Source organism: Litorivivens sp., assembly GCF_057445395.1.
In genome coordinates, this window is record NZ_JBVBUV010000078.1 from 1 (window position 1) to 17,205 (window position 17,205).

Below are 17,205 nucleotides of genomic sequence, written 5' to 3' on the forward strand. Positions count from 1 at the left end.
TTACCAAAGGCCAGTGCGCTGATCGAAAAACACAAAGCCGCCGGCGATCACTGCATGATCATGACCGCCACCAACACCTTTATTACCCGCCCCATCGCCGAAAGTCTTGGGATACCCGACATCATCGGGTCAGAACCTGAGGTCGTAGATGGCCACTATACCGGCAACGTAGTCGGCACGCCGTGTTTCCAGGAAGGCAAGGTGGTTCTGCTGCGGGAGCGAATCCGGGAAAAAGGCTTCAAGCTAACGGGCAGCACTTTCTATTCAGATTCGCACAACGACCTTCCACTGCTGCGCCTGGTAGAAAATCCGGTCGCTGTTGACCCGGACAGCATCCTGCTCAAAGAAGCCGTGCGCAACAACTGGCCGGTGCTGTCATTGCGCGACTGAAGCCAGCTATTTACCCGCTGGGTTCAGATTAACCGTCGGCGGCACACCGCCAGACACCAGCTTGCTGCTCCTTCGGGACACCGTCAGTGAACACAGCGAGATGAACACCAGCATCGGCAATATCATGCTGCTACCCAACACAGAGTCCCCGGCCCCAAAATAAGCCAGGGCGCCCACCAGCCCGAAACGCAGACCATCCAGAGCCAGCGCCGCCTCCAGCATCAACTGCTGGGCATTCACCGCCACGCCCAGCAACACATACAACAACAGCCCCACTTTCACCGTTTCAGCCAAGCTGCCAATGCTTGCCAACGTAAACGCCGCCAGCCCCAGCAGCAGCCCCAAATGCAACCACGACCAAACCACCAGCCAAGACGGTTGCTGACGACTGAATTTCTGCGACGCATCGCGATAGTCAATTTTTTGCAACGGCCGTCGCTCACTGACATCCTCCGGGCGCCAGCCAGTACGCGAAAAAAACACCCCCAGCTTGTCGCGCCAGCGTCGTGTCGCCAGCGCATCGCGCAGCAGCCGCCCCATGTAATTTAATTCAATCATCACCGGGTTGTAGTGACGCACCGGCGTGGTAATTCCGTAGGCTGGCGGATCTTCTTTCAGTTCTGACTGAAAGGTACCGAACAAGCGGTCCCAACAAAAAATCTGACCGAAATTCTTGTCGATATAGCGAGGGTTAATGGCGTGATGAACACGATGCTGCGACGGCGTCACTATCACATACTCGAGCCAACCGAGCTTGCCCACATGCTGCGTGTGATACCAGAACTGCATAAAAAACTGGATGGGGAGCACCACCGCCACCACTTCGGCTGGCACACCGATCAGCGCCAGCGGCAGCAACATCAGACCACCATAAGAGAACCAGTTAAACGCATTCTGGCGCAGGGCAACAGCGAGATTAAACTCCTCACTGCTGTGGTGAATCAGGTGCATGGCCCAGAGAAAGCTGTTGGCATGTGCCCAGCGGTGCATCCAGTAACTGGTGAAATCCTTCCACACAAAAACCAGCACATACAGCCAGAACCCGGTCACGACCGGCTCCGCCACCGCAATCTGCTGCGCCACCCAGTCATAGCTGATAACAAGTACGCCAAAACCGAGCGTACGCAATACCAGATAGGTGAGCCCGGAACTGATACTCGACACCGCATCGGCCTGATGATGCCAGGTGTCCGGCCCCTTGAACTTGCTCCAGACAAACTCCAGTACCATCAACAGCATAAATGCCGGAATGGCAAACAGCACCGCTACTTCAAAGTTCATTGCGCCAACGCCCTCCCGCTCAAAGATCACGCCCAAACTGATAGCGCACATCAACACTGTACACCGGCTCATCGTAGAGCGAGTACCCAATGTAATTACCCGCCAGCAACGGCTGATCCGCCATGCTGCCGATCTCCTGAACGCCATTCACATTCTTGGCGTGAAAGATTACGTACCAGCGCTCATGTGAGTCAGCCAATCCCAGCCGCAAATTGACCTTGGTCGTCGCTTCTCGAAACGAGTTTTCATCAAGGTCAGCCTCAAGGTAATAATCGCCCTGATGCAGCAGATCGAAACCGGCTACGAGCAACAGCCCATCGGCCACCGGAAACTTCAGGCTTGGCGACAGACTCCATGACACTTCGGGCGCGTACGCCAGTTCGCGGCCACTTAAATCCTGATAGGTAGACGCATCGCTGTCGTTGGTGGGATCAGCGTCGCGATTATTGGGGTCGCACTGCCGTGCAGCCGGCTTGTTTTCACCTTCCTGAGCAGCCGGTGCGCACGGGTAATCCGTATAACGGGCCCGGCTCAGACCGACGCTGCCCGCAACGGTCAGGGGCTCCCACGGCGGCAGCCAGAGGAAATCGAGTTCAAACCCTTTCGACTGAGCGTTCGCCGCGTTCTTTGTAATAAAGTTGGTGCCGTCAAAATCGATCACCTGCAGGTTTTCGAAATCGGTCTGATACAACGTCGCATTCATGACCAGCGATCCCTGCAGCAAACGCATTTTTACGCCGGCCTCTCTGGACAAGGCACGCTCGTCGTCAAACTCCAGCGATTCGCTGTTAACGGGAGCCGCCTGATAGCCACCACTTTTAAACCCCTTGCTCACAGTCGCAAAAACACTCACCTCATCGGAGGCATGCCAGGACACCGCCAGTTTGGGGGAAACTTCATTTTCCTTGCGCGAGCGATTGGCAATAAAGTCTTCCTGTGACAGCACCGGTTTTGCGATCTGGGTCTCGCCGCTATGCTGGGAATAGACTTCGGTATCCTTGCGCTCACGCCCCAGCCGCAAACCGGCGGTTACATCCCACAAGGGGTTGAGCGACCAAATAAGCTGCCCGAATAGCGCCTCGGTCGTGCTGTTAGTCAGCGTATAAGAATCAACAGATTCTATCTGGTCGCCAACAATCGATTGCAGCGCCACCAGATTGGTGACCAGATCCGCAGGAAGATCCGGCGCACCCAGCGCGCCCGCCTCCAGATAACGGGAAAAGTTACTCACGTTGGCGGTGATCACCTGACTGATTTCCAGACTCGCTTCCTGATAAAACAACCCGGATACAAATTCCAGCCCCTCACCCCAACCAAAAGGCGCAGCCGTCGCACCGGTAAACCTCAGTTCCAGGGCATTGTGGTGCTGATTTTCCGGGCCGCGCGTACCGGCAGTGATAAAATCGATTGGTGAATAATCCGCATCAAACAGAAACGGCATATCAATGTCGCCATGCGAAATAATCGCGGTGAGCTCCGCGTTGTAAACGGCCTCGAAGTCTGGCCGCCATTTCCCCTTCAGCGAAACCGACCGCGTTTTACGCTCCCGAAAACCCGGCTCATTGGTCGAAAGATTTTCGTCGAATCCATCGGCCTCGGTTTCCGGGTCAATTTCACGAAACTCCGACAGTGACTGATCGGTTGCTTTCAACAGCTGCCGGGTAAAACCATTAAGATCCCGCTCGCTGCCCCATACGTTCAAATGCAGTTCCGCCGCCTCGCTGATTTGCCAAAGCAGCTGTGCCCGCGCCGAATAATCGTCCTGCGCTATCTCGTGATCAGTAGTGCTGTTGTAAATACCCAGTTCCTGCTCGTTGGTTCGAAACGAAAGGCGACTGGTCAAGACCCCATCCACCAGCGGCAGGCTGACGCCGCCTTCCAGTTTGCGCCCCGCCAATGACGAACCGGTTGCAGACAACCGGCCACGGCGCTCCCAATGTGGCTGCACGGTGGTAAAACTCATGACCCCGGCAATGGTATTTTTTCCAAACAGCGCACCCTGCGGCCCGCGCAACACTTCTACCCGATCAAGGTCGAACACCCCGTCGTTGACATAACTGGTGCGACCATAAAACACATCGTCGATCACAATGCCGACCGGCGACTCAAAGCCCCGTCCCCCGGCACCGGTACCGAATCCACGAATAGACGCAATAGGCTCGGAGCTCGCGGTACTGAACTTTACATTCGGCGTGTACTGCACAAGGTCCTGCACATCGGAAATGGCGGCGCTTTGCATCAGCTCGCCCGACAGCGTGGAGACCGATACCGGCACTTCCTGCAAGCTCTGCTCGGTTTTCTGGGCGGTCACCACCACTTCTTCGATCACACGCTGCGCCTGCAACTGCGCAGTGCCTGCCGCAACCAATACAACCAGAGGATAGATAGCTCTCATTACTTTACCCGTTGTTATTATTGACAGCCGCGCGCGGCCACCAGAATTTCCACAGCCTTGCAGGCGCTGTCCACAGACGGTTCGCGTCCACACGCCAGATCACTGAACAAAAACGACGTTTCAATACGCACCAGAAGGCGCGCCAGCTCATCCAGCGCCAGTACCGGCGCAATGTGACCATCCGCCATCTCCCGACGCAGCACCTGCAGAGCAAAGGCAACCGCCCGACCGTGAATCACACCGGTTTCCGAAGACAGTATTTTCAGAGCATATTCACTATCGCGGTGGGCCCACTGTCGCATTGGCTCAAAGCACAGCACCGATTCCATCGACTCACGACACAGGTCCGCCATTAACGCCGCGCCGCGATTGCCACTTTGCTGTAACGCGCGGTGCAGTTCAGGCTCGTGAAATGACCAGATCACCTCACCCATAAGCGCATCGCGCGAACCCACCCAGCGGAAAATCGTGGCCCGGCCAATGCCGAGCTCGCGCGCCAGCTCACCGAGGTCCAGCCGGGCAGTCTCCACCCAGCGTTCCCGGGCCAGTGCCAGTACACTGGGCAGGCCGCTCTCTACCGCAAGCTCAGGCTGATTCACAGAAGATTCCCCGGGGAAAATGTCGAGGCGACATTTAAGCGAAAGGCGCCGGATGAGTCAAATCACAAAAATGACTCACCGACGACACCCCGCCACGCACCAGCTCAGGCGCCGCAGGTCGTGTTAGGGCACTCGCGGGTGAAGACGGAGCGAGGGCACAAACAACAGCGTGACCAGCGCCAGCAGCGAAAAAGTCCAGAATATCCCTTTGTAACTGCCGGTGAGATCAAAGATGAGTCCGAACAGAGGAGGCGTACATAACAAGGCGATCAGCACCGCCCCGGTCAGCAGCCCCATTGCACGCCCCACAACATGCTGACCAAATACGCGCGGCGCCAAATAGCTTTCCATCGGCACCATAAAACCGCCGAGCAAGCCGGTCAGCCCTACCCCCAACGCTATCACGCCATAACCCAGCTGCGATTGGGTAAGGCACGCCAATCCCAGCGAGAAACCACCCAGCGCGAGACTCATCAAAATGCGTGGCCCGAGCCGATCAGCCAACGCAGCAAAGGTCAGCTTGGCCAAAAAACTGCATCCGGCGTAGGTGGACACCAGCGCTGCGGCGCGACTGACATCGATACCGGCGTCCATCACCAGTGGCGCCAGATTGGTAATCATGCCTTTCATACCGGATGTGACAACCGCCACCGTGCCGGCAATCATCCAAAACGCCGGATCGCTCAACACTTGCAGCGGAGAAACTACAGTATTCTGCATTTCTGCCTGCACTTGCGGTAGTGCTTCGCTTGCACCATCAGGCTGCACACCTGCCTCCGCCGGGTGATTAACCACCAGTAGTGCGGCTGGGATAGTCCATAGCGCCAGCACCAGTCCAAGCAGTTGCAAGGCCTCACGCCACTGATAAGTGTCGAGCAAGCCCTGGATGATCATGGGAAACAGAAAACCACCAGCCGAAATACCGGCAATGGCAATGCCAATCGCACGCCCACGCTTTACCACAAACCAACGCGACAACAAGACCGTGCTCGCCACCGGGCCCAGCAACACATTTGCAGGCGCAATCAGCACACCAAACACGATCAGCACATGCGTAAACGACGCGGCCAGAGAAAGGCCCGCATAGCCCAGCCCGAGCAACAGCCCACCTGTCACCATCATTGCGCGCAGAGAATAGCGATCCATCAGATTGCCGATCAAAGGAGAAAGCACGGCACAGGTACCCGACAGTACCGTCATCGCCAACATCAATACCATCCGGCTCGGCTGAAACTCCTGCGCAATGGGTACCGCGATCAGCGAATAAGTTGCCGCGATCATGCCAACTGCCGCCAACATCAAAAAGCAGATTGCGGTCTGGCGCCAGCCAAGCAGAAAAAAGGAGGACATATCGACGTGTCACCTGCGCTGTTTATTATTGTTGTAGGGCTATGCGTTACGCCTGGACGCCTGGGCACCGCATACGCCCCTATGTTCCCACAGGCTGACGCACGCAACCCGACAGGAGACGCAAGACAGTAAGCTCTTGACGCAATGAAAGCTGCAGACACGACACCCGGGGCTGCGTAGACTTACCGCCAATAACGTGCACGGCTTTTTCAGGAGCAAGATCCATTTCACCGCCACATCCCAGCCAATCGGGCAGCGATGCCCCCCTGCTCGCCGATGCCCAGTACCGCTGGCTGCTGGCCGGCAATACCGCCTTTTTCTTCGCGATGAACGGCCAGATACTCACCCGTAGCATTCTGGCTTGGGATCTGGTGGGTGAAGCCACAGCACTGGCCTACATCAATCTCGTCGTCGCCATTCCGATGTTGCTGGGGTCTCTGCTAGGTGGCGCGATTACAGACCGGGTTGAGCGCAGGCAGCTGGTAATTCTTGGCCAGAGCCTGATCGTGCTAAACGAAATCACCATCCTCACGCTGCTGCTACTTGGCAAACTGGCCTTCTGGCATATGCTGTGTACCGCCTTTATCACCGGTTGCGCATTCCCATTGATCATGCCGGCACGAATGGCCATCACCGCCTCCGTAGCCGGCGCTTCGCGCATGCAGCGCGCCATGGCCTATACCGGCGGAGTGGTCAACGTTAGTCGTATCGCCGGGCCAGCGGTGATGGGGCTGATCATCGCGCAGTTCTCAGTCATCGGCGCTTACGTCTTATCTGTCGCGCTCTATTCAATCGCTGTCGCCTGCATGTTAGGCGTTAAGCCGAGCTTTTCATCGCCACAAACCGGGGAAAGAAAATCACTCATGAGCGATATCGGGCTGGGGCTGCGCTACGTCAATCGCAATCGCCCACTGATGATGTGCATTCTATTCAGCTTGCTGCCCATGCTCGTGGCCATGCCCTTTCAGAATATTCTGGTCATGCTGGCCGAGCAGGCCTGGCAGCAGGGCGAACAAGGTGTCGGCTTATTAATCTCTACCGGCGGTGTCGGTGGGGTGGTGGGTGCACTGTGGATTATTCGCCGTGGCGATACGCCGCACCGGCTGGTGTTTATGGTAACGGCAACACTCGGCTTCGCGGTGCTGCTGGGCGCATTTGCACAAACCTCCTATTTCCTGCTTGCCCTGCTGCCGCTCCTACTCGCCAACACGTTTATCAGTGCAGCGCAGACCGTGAACAGCGCCGCTGTTCAAATCCTGACTGACGAAAACGTTCGCGGGCGGGTCAGCAGCCTCATGATGGCTTCGTTTGGACTCATGCCCTTAGGCGTATTCCCCATGGCAATCGCCGCCGATCACTTTGGCGCCGCCAATGCGATCACTGGCGCCTGTGCCATGCTGTTTGTCGCAGTGGCCTTGTTTTATCTGTTGAGCCCCACCTTTCGCAGCCTCGACGCTACCGTGTCACAGCGTCTGGAATCGGACGCAGCCACTAAGCCGGGGCGCTCCCTTGCCGACGATATTGCAGTGGCGCCAATCCAATAGCGCCACTAACCGCGCAATTACCAATTAAGTCGCAGTGCGGCGTAAGCCTGACGACCAGCGTTCTGCTGCGCATAGTAAGTACCCGGAAAGAAAACCGAATCCACCACCTGATTCTGGGTTAGCTTGTCGGTCAGGTTTTTTACACCCACAGTCAGGTTCCAACGCTCGTCGCCATCCAGCAGCGATGCCCGCACGTTGAACTTTGTGTTGGCCGGCACTTTTGACGCCGGGTCCAGGTCGGTATCCGTAAACTGATCGCCTTGGTGGATAACATCCACACTGAGGTTCAACATCTCATCCCACAAAGCGAAGGTTAGCGTGGGGCTCAGCATGAAACTGCTTTCCGGCGCAAAAGCTATGGCTTCACCGCTCAAATCCTGGCGGGTATTCACACCCTGGGTTACCGGTGCCGGCGCGCCGGTATATTCTTCGTAGTACGCATCCAACAGGCCCAGCGAGCCGATCACTGACAGCGGCTCCCAGGGAGTGAGCCATTGCCAGTCAACTTCGAGACCCTGCGATATTGCCGTAGCGGCATTGCTCACATCAAAAAACACACCGTTAAAGGCTAGCACCTGCAGATTGTCGTATTCGGTGCGATACAGCGTCGCGTTCAGATTCAGGGTGCGGTTGAAGTAACTACCCTTGGTACCCAGCTCCAGGGTAACGGCATTTTCGTCTTCAAATTCCAGGTCTTCGCCGGTAAATGAAATCGAGTTATAGCCACCACTTTTAAACCCCTTGCTGTAGGTGGCAAAAACATTCACCTCATCGTTCAGGTAGTACATCACCGACAGCTTGGGCGACACATCGCTTTCCTTGCGCTCCAGATCCCGGTGGTCATAACTGTTAGCCCCCAACAGCAGTCCGTTAACACAGGAAGCTGGCGGCAGCGGCGTTGTGCTTTCACAACGCTCGGTACCGGCAGTATCAATGGTTTTAGTTTCCCGGTTTATGCGCAGCCCGGGGGTAACAACCCAACTATCCCCAAAGTTCAGCGTCATCTGACCAAACAACGCCAGTGCTTTGGTGTTCTGCACGTAGTCAAAATCAAAGCGGTCGTTTGTCGTGGTGGCCGCTGCCAATTGCAGCCCGGGTAACAGTGGCGCATCATCGCCCGCCAGTTGGCGCGCGTCTTCGGTGCCCAGCCAGCTGCCCACATCACGACCCAATACCACGCCAGCATCGAGCTGATAATCCGATTCAAAATAGAACACGCCCGCCACAAACTGCATCGAACTGCCCAGCCCGAAAAGGCCTTCGCCGTCACCGGTAAAACGCCACTCAACGGTGTTCTGTTTGAAATCCTCACGGTTTAACAGCGTCGCGATATCCGCAGGTGAAACGTCAAGATCCTGATCTTGCTCAACGTAGAGATCGGTATTACCCAGCACCACCACCGTATCAAGATTATAGAGCGAGCCTATCGCACCAAAACTGTGGCTCAGTTTACCGATATAACTGCTGGAGCCTTTTTCCAGCACGCCATCCACGTTGTAGCTGGTCATAAAGTCTTCGGGGTCGCCTTCAATCTCCGGATCAAAATCGTCCAGATAATCGCGAGTATCCGCGTCAAGATTGGCCAGCTGTTTCGGCCAGTAGTTAATCGTGGTGTCCGACTCTACGGCAATCAGCTCGATGTCGGTGTTGGCGCTGGCCAGAAAATTGAGCTTTAACCGCCACGCTTCCTGATCCGGGTTTTCCTCGTCGCGATTGAGAAAGCGGTTTTCCAGTTCACCGTCTTTTTCAAAGGTCAGCGCTGAAACCCGAACACCAAACCACTCGTTGAGCATACCGCCGGCGCCCGCTTCCAGACGCTGCTCACCGTGTTCGCCCGCGCGCAGCTCCACGTCGGCCGAAAACTCATTGCCTACCGGACGCGAAAATACGTTAAACACGCCCGACACCGTGTTTTTGCCAAACAGGGTGCCCTGCGGGCCGCGCAATACTTCTACCCGGTCGATATCAAACATAGCCTCGGTAAAATAGGCGGCGCGACCAAAAAACATTTCGTCCTGCACAAACCCCACCGAGCTTTCAAAACTGGGGTTAAAGGTATTGGTACCAAAACCGCGCACAAAAATCTGCGGCGAGCCGGGATCGTTAGCGTCGATTCGCACATTGGGCACATACACCGACAGCTCTTTTAAATCGGATATGCCAGCGTCTTTCATGAATTCGCCGTCTACTGCAGTGACTGATATCGGTACATCCTGAATGCTCTGTTTGGTTTTCTGGGCGGTAACCACCACCTCCTCCAAAACACGCTGCTGCGCCTGCACCGATACCGCTGCCATCGCCAACAGCGGCAGCGCCAATGAATTGCGGTAGTTCATTACTTACATCCCCAAAAGCCCAATTCCATCGTTATTGAATATACTGGCTACAACGCTGAGTGCACAGCACCAATACCCATGCCTGCCAGCCAACGCTCAATTACCCTTGATACCCTTGAGTTTTTCCCGCCAGTGTAGTCGTATACAAACCGTGTCATAGACTGAATCGGGAAACCTCACATGAACCACCGGCTGATCACTGCACTGCTTGTTGCCTCAACCTTCCTGTTTAGCGCCTGTTCCGGCGAATCCGGTCAGGGGTCCGCGACCACGGCGACCAATACCGCGAGCACCAGCACCTCAAGCAAAAAGACCATGCCGGAAGATCCGGACCTCAAATCACTCTATGTGCAAAGCTGTTTTTCCTGTCATGGCACGGGTGCTGGCGGCGCGCCGCGCACCGGCACGGCCGAGTGGGATTCACGCATGGCCAAGGGCATGGATACGCTGCTGGACAATACCATCAATGGCTTTAACGGCATGCCGCCACTGGGCCTGTGCATGGATTGCGGCGAAGAGGAATTTGAAGCCCTGATCCGCTTTATGGCAGGCGAAAAATAACGATGAAACGACGCGACTTTAACCGCTCACTGCTGCTGGCACCGGCCGCGCCGCTGCTGGCAGGTACCACATTATCTGCGGTGCCGCAGAGTGCACAGGCCGGGCGCAAAATCCCCTGGCAGAACTGGTCCGGGCACCAGAAAGCGACACCGGCAGGCAGAGTCAGCCCAAAAACCGAAGACGAACTGGCCAGCTTGCTGAAAACGGCCAAGCAGACCATTCGGCCCGTGGGCGCAGGCCACTCTTTCAGTCCGCTGGTTCCTACCGAAGGGGCCATTCTTTCTACCCGACACTTTGATCAGGTGGAAGCTATAGCCGACAACCGCGCCATCGTTGGTGCCGGAGTTAAATTGAATCGCCTGGGCGAACCCCTGCATAAACTGGGGCAAGCCCTGCCCAATATGCCGGACATCGACGAACAGAGCGTGGCCGGCGCCTTCTCCACCGGCACCCACGGTACCGGCGCAAACTTCGGCGCCATGCACGCCTATGTGGAGGCCCTGCGGCTGGTGACACCCCGTGGCGAGGTGCTTGAATGCAGCCGCGATAGCAATCCGGATATTTTCGATGCCGCACGAGTATCGCTGGGCAGTCTCGGTGTGATTACCCAGTACACCCTGCGCAATGAAACACCCTACAAGCTCAAGCGTCGCACCTGGATGCAACCACTGGAGCAGACCTTTGCCGAGTTTCATCAGCTGGCAGAAAAGCATCGCAACTTTGAGATGTACTACATTCCGCACAGCGACAACGCGCTCATCATCACCACAGACCTTACCGACGAAGCGATCTCCCCACGCGGTGAAGACGGTGACAACGATGCGGTGCGCGAACTGAAAATGTTGCGCGACTACGCGTCCTGGTGGCCCTGGCTGCGTAAAAAACTCATCACCGGTGTCAGCAATACCATCCCGCCGGAAGAACATGTCGACTGGTGGTGGAATATCTACCCCTCCGATCGCGCCGTGCGTTTCAACGAAATGGAATATCACCTGCCCAGAGAAAGCATTGTCGGCGCCCTGAAAAAAGTGCGCGACACGGTGGAGAAGTTAAATCCGGATGTATTCTTCCCGATAGAAGTGCGCGTGGTACAGGAAGACGATGCCTGGCTCAGCCCTTTTTATAAACGCCCTAGCGCGTCACTGGCCGTTCACCGGTATTTTGAGGAGCCCTTCGAGGCCTTCTTCAAAACCGTTGAACCGATATACCAGCCATTGGAGGGCCGCCCACACTGGGGCAAGCTGCACTCGCTAACCCATAAAACGCTGGCCAACCGTTACCCACGCTGGCAGGATTTTAACGAGATCCGACGCGAGCTCGATCCACAAGGCATCATGCTCAACCCCCACCTGCGTGAGATTTTCGGGCATGGCTAACAAATGGCGCCCCAGCCGTCGGCAAGTGTTGTGGGCAGGCGGACTCGGCGCGCTTGCGCTGGGTGCAGGCGCACTTCGTCGGGGCGATCAGGGCGGCGCCCACAACGGCTATTTTCTTAGCCTTCAGCAGGCCCTGAAAGAAGCCGGCCTGTACCGTCCGACGCTGGTGCTGGATTCCGAGCGCCTGCATCAAAACACCGGGCGCCTATTGAGCCACCTTAATAATCATTTTCACTACCGGATTGTAGGCAAATCCCTGCCCAGCGTGCCGCTGATAAACACCGTTAGAGCGCAAACTGGCAGCCGACGGGTCATGGTATTTCACCAGCCCTTTCTCAACCTGCTGGCGGATAAAATGCCCGATGCCGATCTGCTGCTCGGCAAGCCCATGCCAGTAAATGCCGCCAAACGCTTTTACGCCTATCACACCAATCGCGCGTTCAATCCGGTAACCCAGCTACAGTGGTTGATCGATTCTCCGCAGCGACTGCAGCAATACGGTGAGCTGGCAGCGGCGCTGAACCAAACAATGCGCATTAATCTGGAGCTGGACGTGGGCCTGCATCGCGGCGGCTTCACAGACGCCGGTGAGGTCGGGCTGGCCATTCAGAGTATCCGCCAGCACCCGCAGCTCGAATTTGCCGGTTTTATGGGTTATGAAGCCCATGTCTCCAAAATGCCCGGCATTGTGGGCGGGCCGGAAAAAGCCATGCAAAACGCCATGGAGTTTTACGAAGCCTGCCTGAGCGCCGCCAAAGGCGTGCTGAAAGACAGCTTTCGACCAGAGCAGCTCACCCTCAACGCCGGTGGCAGCTCTACCTACCAGATGTATGCCCCTGGGGCGCCCTGCAATGAACTGGCCGTGGGGTCGGGGCTGGTGAAACCCTCTGATTTTGATGTGCCCTATCTGGCGGACCATATTCCCGCCGCCTTTATCGCCACCCCGGTACTGAAAACCCTCGATTCCGTGCAGGTTCCCGGGTTGGAAAACCTGGCCGGAGCCTGGCCAGTGCTAGACCCCAACAAGTCGCGCAGTTTCTTTACCTATGGGGGCTACTGGAAAGCATCGCCGGAATCACCGCCGGGCCTTACGACCAATAGCGTCTATGGCCGCTCCACCAATCAGGAGATGCTCAACGGCTCCGACAGCGTTCAATTGGCGGTAGACGACTTTGTATTCCTGCGCCCCAGCCAGAGCGAACACGTGTTTTTGCAGTTTGGCGACATCGCGGTTTTTGATGGCCATCACATAACGCAGCAATGGCCAGTCTTCCAACAGGGCGCATAAGCTCTTGTGTTAGAATGGTTTTTGCCGATGATCAGAGATAGTGTCATTTGCCAATCCGGCAATACCCGTATAGGGTTATAGGCCCTGACCGATTAGGGTGACACTCCCCGCTACGACACAAAAAGGTGAAGCTGTGAACGCTCTACTCGCTACCTACCTCGCTTTCAGCTATCTACCCACCGATGGTGCCGCCCAATTATTACCGGGCATCCACCACAGTGCCGTACCCCTGACAGCCTCCGCCCGCCGAGACACTTGTGCGACCGCCTGGGGCAAAGATTACGCCATTGGCCAGGAAATTACGGTCGGCCCGCTACACATGCAATGCAACTATGTTTCCACCTGGATAGACGGCGACCATCAGGGCAACAGCGTGCGCTGGACCGTGAGCGCCGCTCACTGATTTCCCGCCTACTGGGGTGCCGCCAATAAATCTGTCCGTAAATGCCGTGACGCCAAATAGAAATGGCTCGCTGACCACAACATGACCGGCGGCACCACATAGAGCATGGCCAAGCGCAGTGAATCCAGACCATAACTACCCGCCAGCGCATCGCTGACCAGCCCCACGATCCAGGGCCCGCCGCCCAAGCCTATGATATTCAATACAAAAAACAGAATGGCCGAAGAGGTTGCGCGCATCTGTAAGCCCACTAAGCGGTGGCTGGTAGCAATCGTGATACCCAGATAGACGTTAGACAACACGGCCGGCACCACCATCATGGCCAAGGCCGGCCCGGCGCTCGGCATCAAATACACCGCCGTGGCAAAGGGTGTGGCAACGACACCGACAATGGCCGGCACCCACAAATACCAGCGATCATCGCGAGCCCCCAACCGGTCGGCCAGCACACCGCCACCCAAAACCCCGACCGCACCGCCAAAGCCAATAATCAGGGCTAACCAGCTGCCCAACTCACCGGTACTCATGCCATGGGTGCGAATCATGAACGAGGCTGTCCAGTTCGCTGTGGCATAGCCGGCAAAGGCATACAGCGACGCGGCAAAGGCCATGTGCCGAAAGGTTTTGCGTTGCCACAACAGCGCCACCACATCGCGCAGGCTGGTGCTGTCGTCGCTCATTTCCCGAGCCTCCGACATCCCGCGCCTGGGCTCGGTCACCGTAAACCGCACAACTAACGCCAGAATCAGGCCCGGCGCACCCACCACCATAAACGCCACGCGCCAGCCAAAAAACTCATTGAGCCAACCACCCAGTAAAAAGCCAAACAGAATGCCGATACTCACACCGGTGGAATAAAACCCCAGCGCTCCGGCGCGCTGCTCAGGCGGAAACATATCGGAAATCATGGAATGGGAGGGCGGACTGCCCCCCGCTTCGCCGATACCCACACCCACTCGGGCCAGCAGCAGTTGCACATAATTATTTACCAGCCCGCTGATGGCAGTCATAAAGCTCCACACCGCCAGCGACAGGGCCACAATGTTGCGGCGGTTGCTGCGATCCGCCCAGCGCGCGATGGGAATGCCTGCCGTTACATAAAACAGCGCAAAAGCAAAACCGGTAAGCAAACCCAGCTGGCTGTCGCTGAGCCCGAGATCGGCCTTAATAGCCTCTTGCAGTATCGCCAGTAATTGCCGGTCGATAAAATTGAAGGCGTACACTACCGTTAAAACGCACAATGCATACCAGGCACGGCGATCCGCGCGATACTGACTCATGTTCTATCCTTTTTATTATTACTAGAATGAGTGTAGTGTCAGGTCAGACATAGGAGCCACGTCATCCGATGTCTACCTGCAACCGTAAATTCCATACACCGTGAGCGATGATAACAAACCATGAATTTACCCCAGACCATTACCCTCGGCATCAGCAGCTGCCTGCTCGGCCAGGAAGTACGCTTTGACGGCGGCCACAAGAATCTACCCTTTGCCTCTAAAGAGCTTAGCCGGCATTTCGAGTTTTATCCTGTCTGCCCGGAGATGGCCGTTGGTCTGGGCACACCGCGCCCCACCCTGCGTCTGGTGCAAAGTGCTCAGGACACCATCCGGGTGCGGCGCAGTGAAGACAACAGCATTGACGTGACCGACGAGCTGGCCGCCGTCGCCGACAAAACCGTTACCGACGCGCCGTATATCAGCGGCTATGTGGTATGCGCCAAATCCCCCAGCTGTGGCATGGAACGGGTGCCTGTTTACAAAGAAGATGGCCACGGCCTCGGCAAGATCGGCGTGGGCGCCTTTGCCCAGCGCCTGATGGAAAAACTGCCGCTGCTGCCGGTAGAGGAAAACGGGCGCCTGAACGACCCGCTGCTGCGAGAAAATTTTGTCATGCGCGTGATCGCCTACCGCCGCTGGCAGGAACTGCAAAGCGCGGGTATTAGCGCTGCCGGGCTGCAGGAGTTTCATCGTCGCCACAAATTCCTGTTACTGGCCCACAACCAATCCATCTACCGTGAACTCGGGCCGCTGGTTGCCGACGCTACAAATGACCTCGAAGCCAGTGCCGCCGAATACTTTGCACGTTTTATGGGCGCTTTGGCCCGGCCCGCCAGCCGCAGCAATCACACCAACAGCCTGATGCACATGCAGGGCTTTGTAAAAGAGCACCTGGACAGCGAAGAGCGGCAGGACCTGAGCGATCAAATCGACAAATACCGTACCGGCACCCTGCCCCTGCTGGTGCCACTGGCCCTGCTCGAACGCTATGCCAAAAAATATGACGTGGATTACCTGCTCGATCAGTTCTACTTTCACCCCTATCCGGAAGACCTGAAGCTGCGTTATGGCCTGTAACGACCTCCCACCCTTAAACAAGGCCTTTGCATGACCGCCCTGATTTGGTTTCGCAACGACCTGCGCAGTCACGACAACACCGCCCTGCACCACGCCGCGCGCTTTGCCCGCGAGCAGCAGGTGCCGCTGCGCGCGCTGTACATTGCCACGCCCGGTCAGTGGCATGAACACGCCACCTCCCTGCGCCAGCAAAACCTGATCTTTGCCGCGCTGAATGCCCTGCAGAGCACCTTGGCCGAGCGCGGCATTGCCTTCGATCTGCTGGTTGCCGATACCTTTCGTGATATTCCGGCGCTGCTTGCGAAATACGCCGATAAACATCAGCTCAGTGCCGTGTTCGCCAACCGGGAGTATCTGGTCAACGAGATGCAACGCGACGACGCTGTGGCATCGCGCCTGAGTATTCCCTGCCACTGGCATCACGACCGGCTATTGCTGGAACCGGGCACCGTACTCAACGGCAGCGACTTGCCCTACAAAGTATTTACCCCCTTTGCCAAAGCCTGGAAGCGCAAGCTGGGTGAACGCGACAGCACGCCCCTGCGTCGCCCCCGTGCACTGGCAGAGGCCGTGCCTGCCCGCTCACTAAAGCGCTTTTGCGAACCAGCCGATATCAGCGGCTGGCCGACGGATGAAGAAGCCGCCCTGAAACAGCTGCGACGCTTCTGTCAGGAGCAGGTGCAGGATTACGAGAAAAAGCGCGATTTCCCCGCCATTGAAGGCACCTCGCGCCTGGGCGCAGCGCTGGCTATCGGCTTGCTGTCGCCGCGCCAGTGCCTGGCCCGCCTGCGCTCAGAAGCGGAACTGGCCGACACCAAAAGCGGCGCCGACGTCTGGCTCAATGAATTGATCTGGCGTGAGTTCTACCAGCATGTGGCATTTCATTTTCCGCGCGTGGTCAAGGGCTACGCCTTTAAACCGGAAACCGAAAATATCCGCTGGAACAATAACGATCGGGATTTTCAGGCCTGGTGCGAAGGCCAAACCGGCTTTCCCATCGTAGACGCCGGCATGCGCCAGCTGCGCGAGACCGGCTGGATGCACAACCGGCTGCGGATGATTACCGCCAGCTTTCTGGTGAAAGATTTACACATCGACTGGCGTCGCGGTGAGCAGTATTTCATGAGCCAGCTGATCGACGGCGAGTTTGCCGCCAATAACGGTGGCTGGCAGTGGGCCGCCTCCACCGGCACCGACGCCGCGCCTTACTTTCGTGTATTCAACCCCACCACGCAGGGCCAGCGCTTTGACCCCGAAGGGCATTTTATTCGCACGTTCGTGCCGGAACTGGCCGCCCTCGACAAGCGCCAGGTTCACAGCCCTCC

Annotated in this window: 14 protein-coding genes; 8 read left to right on the forward strand and 6 right to left on the reverse strand. The window is 57.0% G+C overall.

Features of this window, described 5'->3' with window-relative positions; genetic code table 11:
- A partial coding sequence (locus tag AC222A_RS16355) for an HAD family hydrolase (RefSeq protein ID WP_486775266.1) occupies positions 1–390 on the forward strand: 390 nt, incomplete at its 5' end.
- A 6-nt stretch (positions 391–396) separates the two neighbouring features.
- On the opposite strand, the gene AC222A_RS16360 is transcribed toward AC222A_RS16355, so the two are convergent.
- From AC222A_RS16360 to AC222A_RS16375, 4 genes are all read right to left on the reverse strand, one after another.
- Positions 397–1,671, reverse strand: coding sequence for a sterol desaturase family protein (locus tag AC222A_RS16360; RefSeq protein WP_372809670.1), 1,275 nt, complete (start codon positions 1,669–1,671; stop codon positions 397–399).
- Positions 1,672–1,690: 19 nt separating this feature from the next.
- Complete coding sequence (locus AC222A_RS16365) at positions 1,691–4,066, reverse strand: TonB-dependent receptor (RefSeq protein WP_486775267.1); 2,376 nt, start codon at positions 4,064–4,066, stop codon at positions 1,691–1,693.
- Positions 4,067–4,083: 17 nt separating this feature from the next.
- Positions 4,084–4,665 carry a QsdR family transcriptional regulator gene (locus tag AC222A_RS16370; RefSeq protein WP_372750704.1) on the reverse strand — a complete coding sequence of 194 codons (582 nt, stop codon included), beginning with the start codon at positions 4,663–4,665 and terminating at the stop codon, positions 4,084–4,086.
- A gap of 123 nt (positions 4,666–4,788) precedes the next feature.
- Positions 4,789–6,015 carry an MFS transporter gene (locus AC222A_RS16375; RefSeq protein WP_486775268.1) on the reverse strand — a complete coding sequence of 409 codons (1,227 nt, stop codon included), beginning with the start codon at positions 6,013–6,015 and terminating at the stop codon, positions 4,789–4,791.
- Positions 6,016–6,311: 296 nt separating this feature from the next.
- On the opposite strand from AC222A_RS16375, the gene AC222A_RS16380 reads away from it, so the two are divergent.
- Positions 6,312–7,559 (forward strand): MFS transporter, encoded by a 1,248-nt coding sequence (locus AC222A_RS16380; RefSeq protein WP_372765064.1) that lies wholly within the window; start codon positions 6,312–6,314, stop codon positions 7,557–7,559.
- A gap of 17 nt (positions 7,560–7,576) precedes the next feature.
- Here AC222A_RS16380 and AC222A_RS16385 read toward each other — a convergent pair whose 3' ends face one another.
- The gene (locus tag AC222A_RS16385) at positions 7,577–9,895 is read right to left on the reverse strand and encodes a TonB-dependent receptor (protein ID WP_486775269.1); all 2,319 of its coding nucleotides are present in this window, start codon (positions 9,893–9,895) and stop codon (positions 7,577–7,579) included.
- Positions 9,896–10,075: 180 nt separating this feature from the next.
- Here AC222A_RS16385 and AC222A_RS16390 point away from each other — a divergent pair, with 180 nt between their 5' ends.
- The 4 genes from AC222A_RS16390 (at position 10,076) to AC222A_RS16405 (ending at position 13,523) form a co-directional block, all read left to right on the forward strand.
- Positions 10,076–10,456 (forward strand): c-type cytochrome, encoded by a 381-nt coding sequence (locus AC222A_RS16390; protein ID WP_372749727.1) that lies wholly within the window; start codon positions 10,076–10,078, stop codon positions 10,454–10,456.
- A 2-nt stretch (positions 10,457–10,458) separates the two neighbouring features.
- On the forward strand, positions 10,459–11,832 hold the full coding sequence (locus tag AC222A_RS16395; RefSeq protein WP_372749728.1) for a D-arabinono-1,4-lactone oxidase: 1,374 nt from the start codon (positions 10,459–10,461) through the stop codon (positions 11,830–11,832).
- The gene (locus AC222A_RS16400; RefSeq protein WP_372781783.1) at positions 11,825–13,120 is read left to right on the forward strand and encodes a DSD1 family PLP-dependent enzyme; all 1,296 of its coding nucleotides are present in this window, start codon (positions 11,825–11,827) and stop codon (positions 13,118–13,120) included. The genes AC222A_RS16395 and AC222A_RS16400 overlap by 8 nt, the downstream gene beginning before the upstream one ends.
- Positions 13,121–13,253: 133 nt before the next feature.
- A complete protein-coding gene (locus tag AC222A_RS16405; RefSeq protein ID WP_372761007.1) occupies positions 13,254–13,523 on the forward strand; it encodes a hypothetical protein in 270 nt (89 codons plus the stop codon).
- 8 nt (positions 13,524–13,531) lie between these two features.
- Here the strand turns inward: AC222A_RS16405 and AC222A_RS16410 are convergent, their stop codons facing one another.
- On the reverse strand, positions 13,532–14,803 hold the full coding sequence (locus AC222A_RS16410) for a spinster family MFS transporter (protein WP_372781785.1): 1,272 nt from the start codon (positions 14,801–14,803) through the stop codon (positions 13,532–13,534).
- A 120-nt stretch (positions 14,804–14,923) separates the two neighbouring features.
- Between AC222A_RS16410 and AC222A_RS16415 the strand changes: the two genes are divergently transcribed.
- Together AC222A_RS16415 and phrB are read left to right on the forward strand one after the other, a co-directional pair.
- Complete coding sequence (locus AC222A_RS16415; RefSeq protein WP_372750549.1) at positions 14,924–15,880, forward strand: YbgA family protein; 957 nt, start codon at positions 14,924–14,926, stop codon at positions 15,878–15,880.
- Between the two features lie 30 nt (positions 15,881–15,910).
- Positions 15,911–17,205: deoxyribodipyrimidine photo-lyase (gene phrB, locus AC222A_RS16420; RefSeq protein WP_486775270.1), on the forward strand; the 1,295-nt coding region annotated here is incomplete at its 3' end.